The 15055-nt window shown below is 69.0% G+C and carries 12 protein-coding genes and 1 riboswitch; of the genes, 11 read left to right on the plus strand and 1 reads right to left on the minus strand.

Annotated elements, in window-relative coordinates:
- The first annotated feature begins 43 nt into the window (after nt 1–43).
- The 11 genes from ACWFR3_RS22475 (at nt 44) to ACWFR3_RS22525 (ending at nt 12414) form a co-directional block, all read left to right on the plus strand.
- On the plus strand, nt 44–709 hold the full coding sequence (locus ACWFR3_RS22475; RefSeq protein WP_453736376.1) for a SurA N-terminal domain-containing protein: 666 nt from the start codon (nt 44–46) through the stop codon (nt 707–709).
- 45 nt (nt 710–754) lie between these two features.
- A complete protein-coding gene (locus ACWFR3_RS22480; RefSeq protein ID WP_453736377.1) occupies nt 755–1750 on the plus strand; it encodes a nucleoside triphosphate pyrophosphohydrolase in 996 nt (331 codons plus the stop codon).
- Nucleotides 1751–1889: 139 nt separating this feature from the next.
- The gene (locus ACWFR3_RS22485) at nt 1890–3212 is read left to right on the plus strand and encodes a cytochrome P450 family protein (RefSeq protein WP_453736378.1); all 1323 of its coding nucleotides are present in this window, start codon (nt 1890–1892) and stop codon (nt 3210–3212) included.
- Nucleotides 3213–3347: 135 nt separating this feature from the next.
- Nucleotides 3348–4346 carry a transglycosylase family protein gene (locus tag ACWFR3_RS22490; protein ID WP_453736379.1) on the plus strand — a complete coding sequence of 333 codons (999 nt, stop codon included), beginning with the start codon at nt 3348–3350 and terminating at the stop codon, nt 4344–4346.
- Nucleotides 4347–4527: 181 nt separating this feature from the next.
- Nucleotides 4528–4720: riboswitch (cyclic di-AMP (ydaO/yuaA leader) on the plus strand.
- 3 nt (nt 4721–4723) lie between these two features.
- Nucleotides 4724–5440 carry a transglycosylase family protein gene (locus ACWFR3_RS22495; protein ID WP_453736380.1) on the plus strand — a complete coding sequence of 239 codons (717 nt, stop codon included), beginning with the start codon at nt 4724–4726 and terminating at the stop codon, nt 5438–5440.
- 292 nt (nt 5441–5732) lie between these two features.
- Complete coding sequence (gene eno / locus ACWFR3_RS22500; RefSeq protein ID WP_453736381.1) at nt 5733–7013, plus strand: phosphopyruvate hydratase; 1281 nt, start codon at nt 5733–5735, stop codon at nt 7011–7013.
- Between the two features lie 101 nt (nt 7014–7114).
- A complete protein-coding gene (locus ACWFR3_RS22505; protein ID WP_453736382.1) occupies nt 7115–7594 on the plus strand; it encodes an FtsB family cell division protein in 480 nt (159 codons plus the stop codon).
- Between the two features lie 56 nt (nt 7595–7650).
- Nucleotides 7651–8199 (plus strand): DUF501 domain-containing protein, encoded by a 549-nt coding sequence (locus ACWFR3_RS22510; protein ID WP_453736383.1) that lies wholly within the window; start codon nt 7651–7653, stop codon nt 8197–8199.
- Nucleotides 8196–9122: a Ppx/GppA phosphatase family protein gene (locus tag ACWFR3_RS22515; protein ID WP_453736384.1), complete on the plus strand. Its 927-nt coding sequence runs from the start codon at nt 8196–8198 to the stop codon at nt 9120–9122. Before ACWFR3_RS22510 ends, ACWFR3_RS22515 begins: the two co-directional genes overlap by 4 nt.
- Before the next feature lie 398 nt (nt 9123–9520).
- A complete protein-coding gene (locus ACWFR3_RS22520) occupies nt 9521–10918 on the plus strand; it encodes an NAD(P)/FAD-dependent oxidoreductase (protein ID WP_453736385.1) in 1398 nt (465 codons plus the stop codon).
- A gap of 200 nt (nt 10919–11118) precedes the next feature.
- On the plus strand, nt 11119–12414 hold the full coding sequence (locus ACWFR3_RS22525; protein ID WP_453736386.1) for a class I SAM-dependent methyltransferase: 1296 nt from the start codon (nt 11119–11121) through the stop codon (nt 12412–12414).
- A 69-nt stretch (nt 12415–12483) separates the two neighbouring features.
- Here the strand turns inward: ACWFR3_RS22525 and ACWFR3_RS22530 are convergent, their stop codons facing one another.
- Nucleotides 12484–15015 carry an ABC transporter permease gene (locus ACWFR3_RS22530; protein WP_453736387.1) on the minus strand — a complete coding sequence of 844 codons (2532 nt, stop codon included), beginning with the start codon at nt 15013–15015 and terminating at the stop codon, nt 12484–12486.
- Nucleotides 15016–15055: the final 40 nt, after the last annotated feature.

Here is a 15055-nt window from a genome sequence, read left to right on the forward strand (position 1 = left end):
GACTTTGTGCACCGCCGCACAATCTCTCGACCGGGAGGCTCACTTGCACCGCCGCCGTCGCACCGCGCTCGTTCTCTCCGCCGCAGCCGTCGCCGCGGCTCCCCTCCTCACCGCCTGCGGCAGCGAGGCCCATCCGGGCGCCGCGGCCGTCGTCGGCGACGACCGGATCACGGTCTCGCAGCTGGAGAGCCGGGTGAACGAGGTACGCGACGCGCAGCGCGCCGCGATCCCGGACGAGCAGCAGTACGAGCAGGCCATCGCCAAGACGGGCGGCCTCACCCGCAGCACGCTGCACACGATGGTCCTGGACAAGGTCCTGCACCGCGCGGCGGCCGACGCGGGCGTCAGCGTCTCGCGCCGCGAGCTCCAGACCCTGCGGTCGGGCCTCGAACAGCAGCAGGGCGGCAAGAAGGCCCTCGAACAGGGCTGGCTCCAGCAGTACAGCGTCGCCCCCGCCCACCTCGACGACAGCCTCCGTACGGAGATCGAGGCCCAGAAGCTGGCGAAGAAACTGGGCGCGGACATGAACGCCCCGGAGGGCCAGGCGATTTTCTGGAAGGCGCTTTCCAAGGCCTCCAAGAAGCTGGACGTGGACCTGAACCCGCGCTACGGCAAGTGGGACGTGAAGAAGAGCCAGCGCGCGGATGCGAAGACGCCGTGGGTGCGCGAGGTGTCCGCGGACGCGTCGGCCAAGCCGCAGCAGGCGTAACGATCGGCCGGAGGCACTGTCGGCGCGGTGGGTTACGTTCGACGGGTGACGAACGAAACCACGCCCCCGGCCGGCGCCCCCGGCCGCGTCATCCTGCTCACGACCAGCCACCGGGTGGCCCCCGGCCTCCTGTCCTGGCCCGCATGGCAGGCCCTGCACGGGGCGGACGAGGTCCTGTGCGCCGACGCCGCGCACCCGCAGCTGCCGTACCTGAGCGAGGCGGGCGTGGCGGTCGACCACGCATCGCCCACGGCACAGGACCTGGTGGACGCCTGCGCGGGCGGTCGCACGGTCCTGGTCATCGCCACGGCCGAGGGCGACAGCGCCCTGACGGACGGCCTGGCGAGGCTCGCGGGCTCGGGCCGCGTGTCGATGCCGGACCTCGAACTGCTCCCGGCGTCGTACGACCTGCCGGGCGCGCGGCTCCTGGACCTCGTCCAGGTCATGGACCAGATCCGGGTCGAGTGCCCGTGGTCGTCCCAGCAGACGCACAAGGGCCTGGCGAAGTACGCGATCGAGGAGGCGTACGAACTGGTCGAGGCGATCGAGGAGGGCGATCGCGAGGAACTGCGGGAGGAGCTGGGCGATGTCCTGCTCCAGGTGGTCTTCCACTCCCGCATCGCGGAGGAGGACGAGGACTCCCCCTTCTCCGTGGACGACGTGGCGGGCACGATCGTCGACAAGCTGATCAACCGCCACCCGCACATCTTCGGCGACGGCTCGGCGGAGACCCCCGAGGACGTAAAGGCACACTGGCTGCGCACCAAGGCCCAGGAGAAGCAGCGTTCGTCGGTCACGGAGGGCATCCCCCTGGGCCAGCCGGGCCTGGCCCTCGCGTCGAAGCTGGCTTCCCGGGTCAGGACGGCGGGCCTGGAGGTCCCCGTCCCCTCCGGAGAGGGCATCGGCTACGACCTCCTGGCGCTGGCCCTACGGGCAGAGTCGGAGGGCATCGACCCCGAGGCAGCGCTGCGGGCGGCGGCCCGGGCTTACCGGGATGCGGTACTGGCCGCCGAGGGGGGTATCAGCCCGTCCGGCGTTTGAGGACGAACCCGGCGAAGCCGGTGATGGACGTGCGCGCGGGGTTTCAGCCTGTCCGGCGTTTGAGGACGAACCCGGCGGAGCCGGTGATGACGGCAACCAAGGCCCAGGGGCCAGTAGAAAGCCGGATAACGTCGTCCCCATGCAAGACCAGCCACCCGCCCCCGCAGCCTGCCCCGCAGGGGCCCACGAGTCCGAGGCCCAGGGGCCAGAACTTTTCACATGGGAGTTCGCCACAGACCCCTACCCCGCCTACGCCTGGCTCCGCCAGCACGCCCCCGTGCGCAAGACCCGGCTGCCCAGTGGTGTGGAGGCCTGGCTGGTCACCCGGTACGTCGATGCCAAGCAGGCGCTCGCCGATCCGCGGCTCAGCAAGAATCCGGCCCATCACGGCGAGCCCGCGCACGCGAAGGGCAAGACCGGCATCCCCGGCGAGCGCAGTGCGAACCTCATGACGCATCTGCTCAACATCGACCCGCCGGACCACACAAGGCTGCGTCGCCTCGTGTCCAAGGCATTCACTCCCCGCCGCGTCGCCGAGTTCGCGCCCCGCGTGCAGGAACTGGCCGATCACCTCATCGACCAGTTCGCGGAGAAGGGGGAGGCCGACCTCATCCACGACTTCGCCTTCCCGCTCCCCATCTACGCCATCTGCGACCTGCTCGGCGTCCCCCGTGAGGACCAGGACGACTTCCGCGACTGGGCGGGAATGATGATCCGGCACGGGGGCGGGCCCAGAGGCGGGGTCGCCCGGTCCGTGAAGAAGATGCGCGGCTACCTCGCCGAGCTGATCCACCGCAAGCGCCTCGAACCCGGCGACGACCTCATCTCCGGGATCATCCGCGCCTCCGACCACGGCGAGCACCTCACCGAGAACGAGGCCGCGGCGATGGCCTTCATCCTGCTGTTCGCCGGCTTCGAGACGACCGTCAACCTCATCGGCAACGGCACTTTCGCCCTCCTCACCCACCCCGAGCAGCGCGAGCGGCTCCAGGACTCCCTCAGGGACGGCGACACCGGCCTTCTGGAGACAGGGCTCGAAGAACTCCTCCGCTTCGACGGTCCCGTAGAACTCGCCACCTGGCGGTACGCCACCGAACCGCTGACCGTTGGAGGGGAGGAGATCGCCACCGGCGACCCCGTCCTCGTCGTCCTCGCCGCCGCCGATCGCGACCCGGAACGATTCCGCTATCCGGACACGCTCGACCTCTCCCGCCGGGACAACCAACACCTCGGCTACGGCCATGGCATTCATTACTGTCTCGGCGCTCCGCTCGCCCGGCTCGAAGGACAGACCGCCCTCGCGACCCTGCTGCGCCGCCTTCCTGACCTGCGACTCGCGGCGGAACCGGATGATTTGAGATGGCGTGGCGGGCTCATCATGCGTGGACTGCGCACGCTACCCGTGGAGTTCGCACCCGCACAGCGGAGCAAATATCAGGTGTCCGGAACGCCGTCCAGCTGACATGCCGTCAAGACTGTGACTTTCACGTGATCTCCGCTGCATCGACTTGTGACAAGCGTTCGACTGCCGCTACGTTCACGACGACTCGGCCTCCCGTGCCGCAGTCGTCGCTCCAGTCACGCGAAAGGCAACCGCATGCTCTCCGGCAATGGTCGTCACCGACGCCCCCGCCAGGCCCCGGCCCTGATCGTCGCGGCAGGAGTCGCAGGATCGGCGATCGCCATCCCGCTGCTCGGCGCCACCAGCGCGAGCGCGGCGGACACCGCCACGTGGGACAAGCTGGCGGAGTGCGAGAGCGGCGGATCCTGGAGCGCGGACGTGGGCAACGGGTACTACGGCGGACTCCAGCTCTCGCAGGAGGTCTGGGAGAACTACGGCGGCCTCGACTTCGCGCCGAGCGCCGACCAGGCCAGCCGTTCGCAGCAGATATCCGTCGCCGAGGCGGTCCTTGACGACCAGGGCACCAAGGCCTGGCCGAGCTGCGCGCCGATCGCCGGTCTCACCCGGGGTGGCGCCGCCGCCGAGGTCGACCCGGGCGCGCCGATCACGACGGTGCCTTCCGACGAGTCGACGGAGTCGTCCGGTTCGTCGGAGTCGACGAAGCCCGGCGGGTCGAAGAAGGAGTCGGACGAACCGAGCGCGTCGCCGAGCGAGTCGGCCGACCCCTCGGACAGCGCCGAGCCTTCGGACGAGGCTTCGGATGAACCGTCCGGTGAGTCCGGTAAGTCCGGTGGCTCCGGTGCCGACGACGAGGCGCGAGACAAGAATCACGACGAGTCGGACAAGTCGGATGACTCGGCCAAGTCCGGCCGGGACGACGCCACTTCGTCCGACCCCACTCCCTCCACCGGTGACGGCGAAGGCCGCCACCGCGGCGGCAGCGCGGCCGACGAGGCCTCGGAAGGCTCCTCCCGCGAAGGTTCGGGCCGGCACGCCTCCCGCGGCGACGAGCGCGAGCAGGACGGCTCCGACGGGACGTACACGGTCCGTTCCGGAGACAACCTGTGGGCCATCGCCGACGACCTGGACGTGAAGGGCGGGTGGACCGAGCTGTACGCGGGGAACGAGGAGTCGGTCGGCTCCGACCCCGACCTCATCCTTCCCGGTCAGAGCCTCGATTTGGGCGAAAAGTAGGGGTAGTTGGCGAGTCGCTTTGCCTCTGATGTCCAGATTGGCGCAAGTGAGACATGGGTCTCAAAGGCCCTGATCGTCTTTGGAATTCGGCCGCGGTCATGCCTACGGTCGTGACCGCTCGCCACAGCGGGCCCCGCCGGTCGGTACGCCGAGTCCTGCCAACGGCCGTTCGGGAACAGTCGTCGCGTAAGCGCCGTAGGCAGGAGCGGGGGACCCAAGGTTTCCGCCGGGCCCGGCCGTTCAGTCTCGCGAGAGCGAGGCGGAGAGACGGTCAGGAACGGCTAGGGGTTAAGTCGCGCTCAAGGAAGCGCGGCCGGGCAACTTCATCGGCCCGAACCCGACAGCTCACCTCGCAGGCGTCGGTGAGGGGATCACTCATGCTGTTTTCCAGCAAGGGCAAGCACCGCCGCCCGTCCAAGGCCACTCGTGTCGCCACGCTCGCCGGCGTCACCGGTGTCGCGGTCGCAGCCCCGCTGATGGCGGCCGGCCAGGCCTCCGCCGCGACGAACTCCGAGTGGGACGCCGTCGCCCAGTGCGAGTCCGGCGGCAACTGGTCGATCAACACCGGTAACGGCTACACCGGCGGCCTGCAGTTCTCGTCGTCCACCTGGTCCGCGTACGGCGGCACCAAGTACGCGCCCAGCGCCGACAAGGCCTCCAAGGCCCAGCAGATAGAGATCGGCGAGAAGGTTCTCGCGGGTCAGGGCAAGGGTGCCTGGCCGAGCTGCGGCGTCGGCCTCTCGGGCGCCTCCAACGAGGGTGGCGGTGCACAGGAGAGCGCCCCGCAGCAGACCCAGGAGCAGCCCAAGAGCCAGCCCACCCCGCAGACCGAGCAGCCGCAGCAGGCCGCTCCGAAGGCCGCGCCCAAGGCCGAGGCTCCCAAGACCGAGTCCAAGAAGACCGTCGAGACCCCGACCGGCAAGAAGGTCAAGAAGGGCGACGGCGAGTACAAGGTCGAGAAGGGTGACACCCTCTCCAAGATCGCCGAGGCGAAGAACGTCAAGGGCGGCTGGCACAAGGTGTACAAGCTCAACGGCGACATCATCGACAACGCCGACATGATCTACCCCGGTCAGCAGCTGCACCTCAGCTAGTTCTGGCGGGGCGCCTCAGCGGTCTTGATCGTCTGCGGGTGCTCCGTGGCTTGTCGCGCAGTTCCCCGCGCCCCTTCGGGCGCTACCCCGTCCCCACGGACTCCCCGCCCCCGGTGCGCGTATCCCCCGTACGCACCGGGGGCGGGGTATGTTTGTTCCGTTCGTAAACATTTTGCTCTCGGTTTGTCCACAGGACGGGCGGTCGGCTGGCTGTTGTCCGGGAGCCGGTTAGGCTCGTGTCCGCGGGGCCGATGCCCCGCGTACTCGCGTCACATCCCAGAAGGAGATGCTCGTGCCGTCCATCGACGTCGTCGTAGCCCGGGAAATCCTGGACTCCCGAGGCAACCCCACGGTCGAGGTCGAGGTCGGCCTCGACGACGGCAGCACGGGTCGTGCCGCCGTTCCGTCCGGTGCGTCCACCGGTGCTTTCGAGGCCATCGAACTCCGTGACGGTGACCCCAACCGTTACCAGGGCAAGGGCGTCGAGAAGGCCGTCCTCGCCGTCATCGAGCAGATCGGCCCGGAGCTCGTCGGGTACGACGCGACCGAGCAGCGCCTGATCGACCAGGCGATGTTCGACCTCGACGCCACCGACAACAAGGGCTCGCTCGGCGCCAACGCCATCCTCGGCGTCTCGCTCGCCGTCGCGCACGCCGCGTCGGAGGCCTCCGACCTCCCGCTCTTCCGCTACCTCGGCGGCCCGAACGCGCACCTGCTGCCCGTTCCGATGATGAACATCCTGAACGGCGGGTCGCACGCCGACTCGAACGTCGACATCCAGGAGTTCATGATCGCGCCGATCGGCGCCGAGTCGTTCTCCGAGGCCCTGCGCTGGGGCACCGAGGTCTACCACACGCTGAAGAAGGTCCTGAAGGACAAGGGCCTGTCCACCGGCCTGGGCGACGAGGGCGGCTTCGCGCCGAACCTCGACTCCAACCGCGCCGCGCTCGACCTCATCCTCGAGGCCATCAAGCAGGCCGGTTACGTCCCCGGCGAGCAGATCGCGCTCGCGCTCGACGTCGCCGCGTCCGAGTTCTACAAGGACGGCAGTTACGACTTCGAGGGCAAGTCCCGCTCGGCCGCCGAGATGACCGAGTACTACGAGGAGCTCGTCTCCTCGTACCCGCTCGTCTCCATCGAGGACCCGCTGTTCGAGGACGACTGGGCCGGCTGGAACGTCATCACCGAGAAGCTCGGCGAGAAGGTCCAGCTCGTGGGCGACGACCTGTTCGTCACCAACCCGGAGCGCCTCGCCCGCGGCATCGAGGAGAAGTCCGCGAACGCCCTCCTGGTGAAGGTCAACCAGATCGGCTCGCTGACCGAGACCCTGGACGCCGTCGAGATGGCCCAGCGCAGCGGCTTCAAGTGCATGATGTCGCACCGCTCCGGCGAGACCGAGGACGTCACCATCGCCGACCTCGCCGTCGCCACCAACTGCGGCCAGATCAAGACCGGCGCCCCGGCCCGCTCCGAGCGCGTCGCCAAGTACAACCAGCTCCTGCGCATCGAGGAGATCCTGGACGACGCCGCGGTCTACGCCGGTCGTTCGGCGTTCCCCCGCTTCAAGGGCTGAGCTGCACCGAGCTCCGGCTCCGCTGAGTAGTTACGTACGTCCCCGTACTCGGTCCCGTACCGTGTGCGGGGACGTTCGTACGTATCGGGGAGGCGGCACACATGGCCGTGAAGGACCGCGACCGGTTCTCCACCGCGACCAGGCTGCGGCTGCTCGGCGAGCAGACCGCGGAGCGTGTCTACCGCTCCCAGACCAAGCGCCAGGCGCGCCGCTCCCGGCTCACGGGACGCGCCGCGCTCCTCGCGCTCGTGCTCTGCTCGCTGGTCGTCGCGCTTGCCTACCCGATAAGGCAGTACGTGTCGCAGCGGGCGGAGATCGCCGATCAGCGCCGCGAGCAGGCCGAGCGCCGCGAGCACGTCGAGAAGCTGCGGGACGAGAAGGCCCGCTGGCGGGACGACGCGTACGCGGAGCAGCGCATCCGGGACCGGCTGCACTACGTGATGCCGGGCGAGACCGGCTATACGGTGATCGATCCGGCGGCGGCGAACAAGCAGCGCGCCGACCAGGGGGCGGCAGCCAGGCCCTGGTACTCGAACGTCTGGGACGGCGTCGACAAGGCGGACCGCCCGGACGAGGACTGACTTTCCACCACCCCTACTTGCACTCCCTCTCGTAGTAAACCGATCGAAAGACAGGCATGGAAACGCCCCCGCCGACCACCCCGCGCACCGAGCCCACCGACGCCGACGTCGAGGCCTTCAAGCAGCAGCTCGGCCGTCCGCCGCGCGGCCTGCGGGCCATCGCCCACCGCTGCCCGTGCGGGCAGCCGGACGTCGTCGAGACGGCGCCGCGCCTGCCGGACGGGACGCCGTTCCCGACGACGTACTACCTGACGTGCCCGCGGGCCGCGTCCGCGATCGGCACCCTTGAGGCCAACGGCGTCATGAAGGAGATGTCGGAGCGCCTGAAGACGGACCCCGAGCTGGCCGCGGCGTACCGCAAGGCGCACGAGGACTACATCGCGCGCCGTGACGCCATCGAGGTCCTTGAGGGCTTCCCCAGCGCGGGCGGCATGCCGGACCGCGTGAAGTGCCTGCACGTCCTGGTCGGCCACTCCCTGGCCGCGGGCCCCGGCGTGAACCCGCTGGGCGACGAGGCGATCGCGATGCTGCCTCAGTGGTGGGCCAAGGGACCGTGCGTCACGCCGTGTGCCGACAAGGAGTCGGACAAGGAGCCCGCCAAGTGACCCGCGTGGCAGCCATCGACTGCGGCACGAACTCGATCCGCCTCCTGGTGGCGGACGCCGACCCGCAGACCGGCGAGCTGGTCGACCTGGACCGCAGGATGACCGTCGTCCGCCTTGGCCAGGGGGTGGACAAGACGGGCCGCCTGGCCCCGGAGGCCCTGGAGCGGACCTTCGCGGCCTGCCGCGAGTACGCGCGGATCATCAAGGAGCACGGCGCCGAACGCCTCCGCTTCGTGGCGACCTCCGCATCGCGCGACGCCGAGAACCGTGACGACTTCGTACGCGGAGTCCTGGACATCCTCGGCGTCGAGCCGGAGGTCATCAGCGGTGACCAGGAGGCCGAGTTCTCCTTCACGGGCGCGACGAAGGAGCTTGCGGGCAGCGACCACCTGGCCAAGCCCTACCTGGTGGTGGACATCGGCGGCGGCTCCACGGAGTTCGTCGTCGGCGACGACGGGGTCCGCGCCGCGCGCTCCGTGGACGTCGGCTGCGTACGGCTCACCGAGCGGCACATCCGCACCGACCCGCCCTCGCCCGCCGAACTCGACGCCGTGCGGGCGGACATCACGGCCGCCCTCGACCTCGCCGAGCAGACAGTCCCGATCGGCGAGGCCCGCACTCTGGTCGGGCTCGCCGGCTCGGTGACGACGGTGGCCGCGATCGCGCTCGGCCTCGACGCGTACGACTCCGCGGCGATCCACCACTCCCGCGTCTCCTACGAGCAGGTGAGTGAGATCGTCGGCCGTCTGAGCCGGGCCACGCACGACGAGCGGGCCGCGATCCCCGTCATGCACCCCGGCCGCGTGGACGTCATCGTGTCGGGCGCTCTCGTACTCCTGTCGATCATGGACCGGACCGGCGCCCGGGAGGTCGTCGTGAGCGAGCACGACATCCTCGACGGCATCGGCTGGTCGATCGCCTGAGCGCGTGATGTAGCGTCTGAGCGGCTGGTGGAGGGGTCGAAAGGCCCCTCGGCGACTCGCTGTCGGGAAACTTCGTGAAGTTCTTCACAAGGAAATCGGCTCGGTTGGACGAGATTCAGGGGTCGCGGACCCCTGAAAGTGACCTCGGAGAGCCTCGCAACCCATGACAGTGAAGGTTCGGGAGTGTGTCCCGAGCGTGAACCGGGCGAGTGGTCCACCGGGCCCGGGACGCCAGAGCGGCAGCTCACAAGGGGTGCACAACGACTCGTGATGTCCCGTGGTTCCCCTGGGGCGCTATGGCCTGTGTCACGTGGGCGGCGAAGTGTAGCAGAGGCCCTGCTCATGCTTGTGAAGGGGCGCACGAGCGACCCCCCTCGGGCAGGTGGATACTCGATGGCATGAGCACCACGGAGCGTCCCAGGATCCTCGTAGTAGGCGGTGGGTACGTAGGCCTGTACGCAGCTCGGCGCATCCTCAAGAAGATGCGCTACGGAGAGGCGACCGTCACGGTCGTCGACCCCCGGTCGTACATGACCTACCAGCCCTTCCTCCCCGAAGCCGCAGCCGGCAGCATTTCGCCTCGGCACGTCGTCGTCCCGCTGCGACGCGTGCTGCCCAAGGCGGAAGTTCTGACCGGGCGGGTCACCACCATCGATCAGGACCGCAAGGTCGCCACGATCGCCCCCCTCGTGGGCGAGGCGTACGAGCTGCCTTTCGACTACCTGGTCATCGCGATGGGCGCGGTCTCCCGCACCTTCCCGATCCCCGGCCTCGCCGAGCAGGGCATCGGCATGAAGGGCATCGAGGAGGCCATCGGCCTGCGCAACCACGTCCTTGAGCAGCTGGACAAGGCTGACTCCACGACGGACGAGGAGGTCCGCCGCAAGGCGCTGACCTTCGTCTTCGTCGGCGGTGGCTTCGCGGGTGCGGAGACCATCGGTGAGGTCGAGGACATGGCCCGCGACGCGGCCAAGTACTACAACAACGTGAAGCGCGAGGACATGCGCTTCGTGCTCGTCGACGTCGCGGACAAGATCCTCCCCGAGGTCGGCCCGAAGCTCGGCCAGTACGGCAAGGAGCACCTCGAGGGCCGCGGTGTCGAGGTCTACCTCAAGACCGGCATGGACTCCTGCGTGGACGGCCACGTGGTGCTCAACAACGGCCTCGAGGTCGACTCCAGCACCATCGTGTGGACCGCAGGCGTCAAGCCGAACCCGGCGCTCGCCCGCTTCGGTCTGCCGCTGGGCCCCCGTGGCCACGTCGACACCCAGACGACCCTCCAGGTCCAGGGCACCGACTACATCTGGGCCGCGGGCGACAACGCCCAGGTGCCGGACATGGTCGGCCGCAAGGCCGGCAACGAGAACGCCTGGTGCCCGCCGAACGCCCAGCACGCGCTGCGTCAGGCCAAGGTCCTCGGCGACAACGTGATCTCCGGCATGCGGGGCTTCCCGCAGAAGGAGTACAGCCACGCCAACAAGGGTGCGGTCGCCGGTCTCGGCCTGCACAAGGGCGTCGCGATGATCGTCATGGGCAAGATGAAGATCAAGCTGAAGGGCCGTCTGGCCTGGTACATGCACCGCGCGTACCACGGCATGGCGATGCCGACGTTCAACCGCAAGATCCGGGTCTTCGCCGACTGGACGCTCGCGGTGTTCCTCAAGCGCGAGGTCGTCTCGCTGGGCGCCATGGAGACTCCCCGCGAGGAGTTCTACGAGGCCGCCAAGCCCGCGCCGAAGCCTGCGGCCAAGGCTGAACCGGTTGCCCCCGTCGAGGAGAAGGCCAAGGCCTCCTGACGGCTCGCTGACCAAACCCCGAAGGGGCTGCTCGCCATCCGTGGTGCGAGTGGCCCCTTCGGGTTTTTCCGGACCGCATACATGGTGGCTACATGTATTTTGCCGATCCATGACGCAATAACGGGACTGCGCAAGCGTGCGGTTGGTGTTTACGTGGTGTCGAACCTATCCGGGATTTCTCTGTCACGGAGGTGTGCACCATGCCCGATGCCGCACTGCGGCTGAAGCACCTTGCCGAACAATTGCTGGGGGCACCGCTCCCCGTACGTATTCGTGCCTGGGACGGTTCCGAGGCGGGACCACCCAGTGGCCCCGTCCTCGTCATACGCAATCGCCGCGCCCTGCGCCGGGTGATGTGGAAGCCGGGCGAACTGGGTCTGGCCCGTGCCTGGGTGGCCGGGGACCTGGACGTCGAGGGCGATCTGTACGTCGCCCTCGACCGGCTCGCCGGGTTCATCTGGGAGCGCGACGAGGAGGCGAAGGGCCTCAGGGAGTCCCTGCGCGACCCGCGGTTCCGCGCCGCCGCCCGCTCCCTGATCGGCCTCGCCGCGCCCTTCCTGCCGCCGCCCCCGCCGCAGGAGGAGATGCGCAGGCCGCGCAGGCTCCACCTGCACACCAAGGGCAGCGACCGGCAGGCCATCAGCCACCACTACGACGTGGGCAACGACTTCTACGAGCTGGTGCTCGGCCCCTCGATGGTCTACTCGTGCGCGTACTGGGAGTCCGAGGACTCCACCCTGGAGAACGCCCAGCGCGACAAGCTGGAGCTCATCGCCCGCAAGCTCGCACTCAAGCCCGGCATGCGGCTGCTCGACGTCGGCTGTGGCTGGGGCTCCATGGCCATCCACGCGGCGCGCGAGCACGGCGTCACCGTCGTCGGCGTCACGCTCTCCCAGGAACAGGCCGCGTACGCCAGGAAGCGCATCGCGGAGGAGGGCCTGACCGACCGGGTCGAGATCCGCGTCCAGGACTACCGCGACGTGCGCGATGGTCCGTACGACGCCATCTCCTCCATCGGCATGGCCGAACACGTCGGCGCCGAGCAGTACTTGGAGTACGCACACGACCTGCACGCCCTCCTGAAGCCGGGCGGCAGGCTCCTCAACCACCAGATCGCCCGGCGGCCGCAGGCCGACGAGTCCGCGTACTCGGTGGACGACTTCATCGACGCCTATGTCTTCCCTGGTGGCGAGCTCGCTCCCGTCGGGTCCACCGTCGGCATCCTGGAGCGCGCCGGGTTCGAGGTGCGTGACGTGGAGGCGATCCGCGAGCACTACGCCCTCACGCTGCGCGGCTGGGTCGCCAACCTGGAGGCCCACTGGAAGGAGGGCCAGCGGCTCACCTCGCCGGGCCGCGCCCGCATCTGGCGTCTCTATATGGCGGCGTCCGCGCTGGCCTTCGAGCGCAACCGCATAGGTGTCAACCAGGTCCTCGCGGTGAAGACCCCGGAGGCCGGCGCCTCCGGAATGCCGCTGCGGGCCCGCGCCTGGCAGTAGCTTCGTATGTGAAAGGGCCCCGGACGGTGAGTGTCCGGGGCCCCGTTCATGTGCGCCTGCCGTCAGGTGCTACTCGGCCTTGATCGCCATCAGCGGGTTCAGCTTGGCCGCGCTGCGGGCCGGCCACATCGCCGCGAGGACACCGACCAGGCCCGCGATGCAGAGGAACACCGCGATACGGCCGAGCGGGATCTCCATGGTGTACGTCTTCACCGAGTCCGTGATGCTGTTGCCCGCGGCCCAGCCCATGAAGAGGCCGAGACCGATGCCGAGCACCGCGCCGAACAGGGAGATGATGACCGCCTCCAGGCGCACCATCTGCTTGACCTTCGCGCGGTCGAGGCCGATGGCCCGCATCATGCCGATCTCGTGCTTCCGCTCGAAGACCGACATGGCGAGGGTGTTGATGACGCCGAGCACCGCGATCAGGATGGCCATCGCGAGCAGGCCGTAGAGCATGTTCAGCATGAGGTTGATCGCGCCGGCGATCTCGTTGCTGATCGCGTCCTTGTCCTGGATCTTGATGGCGGGGTTGTCGCCGAGGGCCTTGACGATGGTGTCCTCGGCCTTGTCGGAGGTGCCGCCCTTCATCTTCACCAGGACCTGCTCGTCGGTGATCTTCGACAGGTGCGGGTCGACCACGGCGAGCGGCGTGAAGAGACCGTTGATCATCTCGTTCTGCTGGTAGACACCGGCGACCTTCAGCTTCGCCGTCTTGTCGTCGTCGAACTTCACCGGGACGGTGTCGCCCGCCTTCAGGCCCTTCTTGTCCGCGGTCTCCTTGTCGATCAGCGTGGAGCTGCCGGTCAGGTTCGCCAGGGAGCCGCTGGTGAAGTCCAGGCTCGTCAGCTTGCCGAAGTCCTGCTCGTCGACGCCGGCGATCCGTGCGTACGAGCCGTCCACCTCGCCGTAGGCCATGCGCATCGGGCTGCTGGCCTCGACCTCGGGGAGCTTGTCCAGCTTCTCGCGGACCTCCGGGGTCAGCGGCTGGTAGTTCGCCATGGAGACGGTGTAGTCGGCCTTCAGGGAGCCCGCGGCCATCTTGTTGATCGCGCTGCTCATGGAGGTCGCCACGACCGTCATCGCGGTGATGAGGGTCAGGCCGATCATCAGGGCCGCTGCGGTGGACGCCGTGCGGCGCGGGTTGCGCACCGCGTTGAGGCGGGACAGCTTGCCCGTGACGCCGAACGGCTTCAGGAGCGGGGCCGACGCGGCGATGAACGGACGCGACAGGAGCGGCGTGAGGACGATGACGCCGACCATGATCACGGCTGCGCCGCCGGCCATCACGTAGTTGTCGTCCATGAAGAGCATGAGCACGCCGAGGGCGACGATGATCGAGCCGAAGGTGTTGCGGACGACCAGGCCGCGCATGGTGGGCGTCGCGTGGACGCTGTTCATCGCGGCGACCGGCGGGATTTTCGCGGCGCGGCGGCCGGGCAGCCAGGCGGCCAGCATGGTCACGACCACGCCGATGATCAGGGCGACGACGATCGTGGTCGGGGCGATGACGATCGGCCCGTCGGGCAGCGAGGCGCCCGCGGAATTCATCAGGGCCTCCAGGCCCATGGCCACGCCGATGCCGAGCGCGAAGCCGGTCACGGCGGCCACCAGGCCCACCAGGAACGCCTCGATGAGCACGGAGCGCGTCACCTGGCGGCGCGAGGCGCCGACGGCCCGCATGAGCGCGAGCTCCTTGGTGCGCTGGGCGACCAGCATGGTGAAGGTGTTGGCGATGATGAAGATGCCGACGAAGAGCGCGATGCCCGCGAAGATCAGCAGGACCTGGCTCATCGAGCTGGTCTGCTCCTCGATCATCTTCTCCTGGTCGTCGGAGAGCTGGGCGCCGGTGACGGCGTCCGTGTCCTTCGGCAGGATCTTCTCGACCGAGGTCTTCAGCGCGGCCTCGGAGGTGCCCGCGGCGGCCTTCACGTCGATCTCGTCGTACTCGGTCTTGCCGAGGACGGTGCGCGCCGTGTCGTCGTCGAACACCACCAGGCTGCCGCCCGCGAGGACGCTGCCGTCCTCGGTGTCGAAGACGCCGCTGATCTTCGCCGTCCTCACCGGTCCGTCGGTGGAGTAGCGGACCGTGTCGCCGACCTTGTAGCCGGTGCGCTCGGCGGTCCTGGAGTCGAGGGCGATGTCACCGGCGGACTTCGGGGCCGCGCCCCGGGTGAAGTCGTAGCGCGGGTCCTTGCCGTCCTTGCCGGGGAAGTAGTTGGCGCCGGAGGAGCCCCACTCGCCGCCGACCAGCTTGCCGTCCTTGTCGGCGACCGCGGTGAACCCGGAGACGGACCCGATCGCCGACTCGGCGCCGGGCAGGTTCTGCGTCTTCTTCAGGAAGGCGTCGGTCAGCCGCGGCGGCTTCTTGGCCTCGCCGCCTTCGTCACCGCCACCGTACGAGGAGGCGGAACCGTCCCCCTGGATGGCGACGGAGACGTGGTCGAAGCTCTTGGCCGACTTGTTCTTGTAGGCGTTGCCGAAGGTGTCGGTGAAGACCAGCGTGCCGGAGACGAAGGCGACGCCGAGCATGACGGCGAGCACGGTCATCAACAGCCTGGCCTTGTGCGCGAGCACGTTGCGCAGGGCGGTACGGAACATGGGTGTGAGTCCTGTGGGAGGAGGGAGGAGCGCTGGGGAG

This window comes from Streptomyces sp. NPDC055189, from assembly GCF_053606765.1.

Excerpts from the sequence above, each read along its gene's own strand:
- ACWFR3_RS22510 (WP_453736383.1), top strand. The coding sequence starts at position 7,651 with ATGGAAACGCCCCCGCCGACCACCCCGCGCACCGAGCCCACCGACGCC.
- ACWFR3_RS22525 (WP_453736386.1), top strand. The coding sequence starts at position 11,119 with ATGCCCGATGCCGCACTGCGGCTGAAGCACCTTGCCGAACAATTGCTG.
- ACWFR3_RS22490 (WP_453736379.1), top strand. The coding sequence starts at position 3,348 with ATGCTCTCCGGCAATGGTCGTCACCGACGCCCCCGCCAGGCCCCGGCC.
- ACWFR3_RS22530 (WP_453736387.1), bottom strand. The coding sequence starts at position 15,015 with ATGTTCCGTACCGCCCTGCGCAACGTGCTCGCGCACAAGGCCAGGCTG.
- ACWFR3_RS22495 (WP_453736380.1), top strand. The coding sequence starts at position 4,724 with ATGCTGTTTTCCAGCAAGGGCAAGCACCGCCGCCCGTCCAAGGCCACT.
- ACWFR3_RS22520 (WP_453736385.1), top strand. The coding sequence starts at position 9,521 with ATGAGCACCACGGAGCGTCCCAGGATCCTCGTAGTAGGCGGTGGGTAC.
- ACWFR3_RS22505 (WP_453736382.1), top strand. The coding sequence starts at position 7,115 with ATGGCCGTGAAGGACCGCGACCGGTTCTCCACCGCGACCAGGCTGCGG.
- ACWFR3_RS22485 (WP_453736378.1), top strand. The coding sequence starts at position 1,890 with ATGCAAGACCAGCCACCCGCCCCCGCAGCCTGCCCCGCAGGGGCCCAC.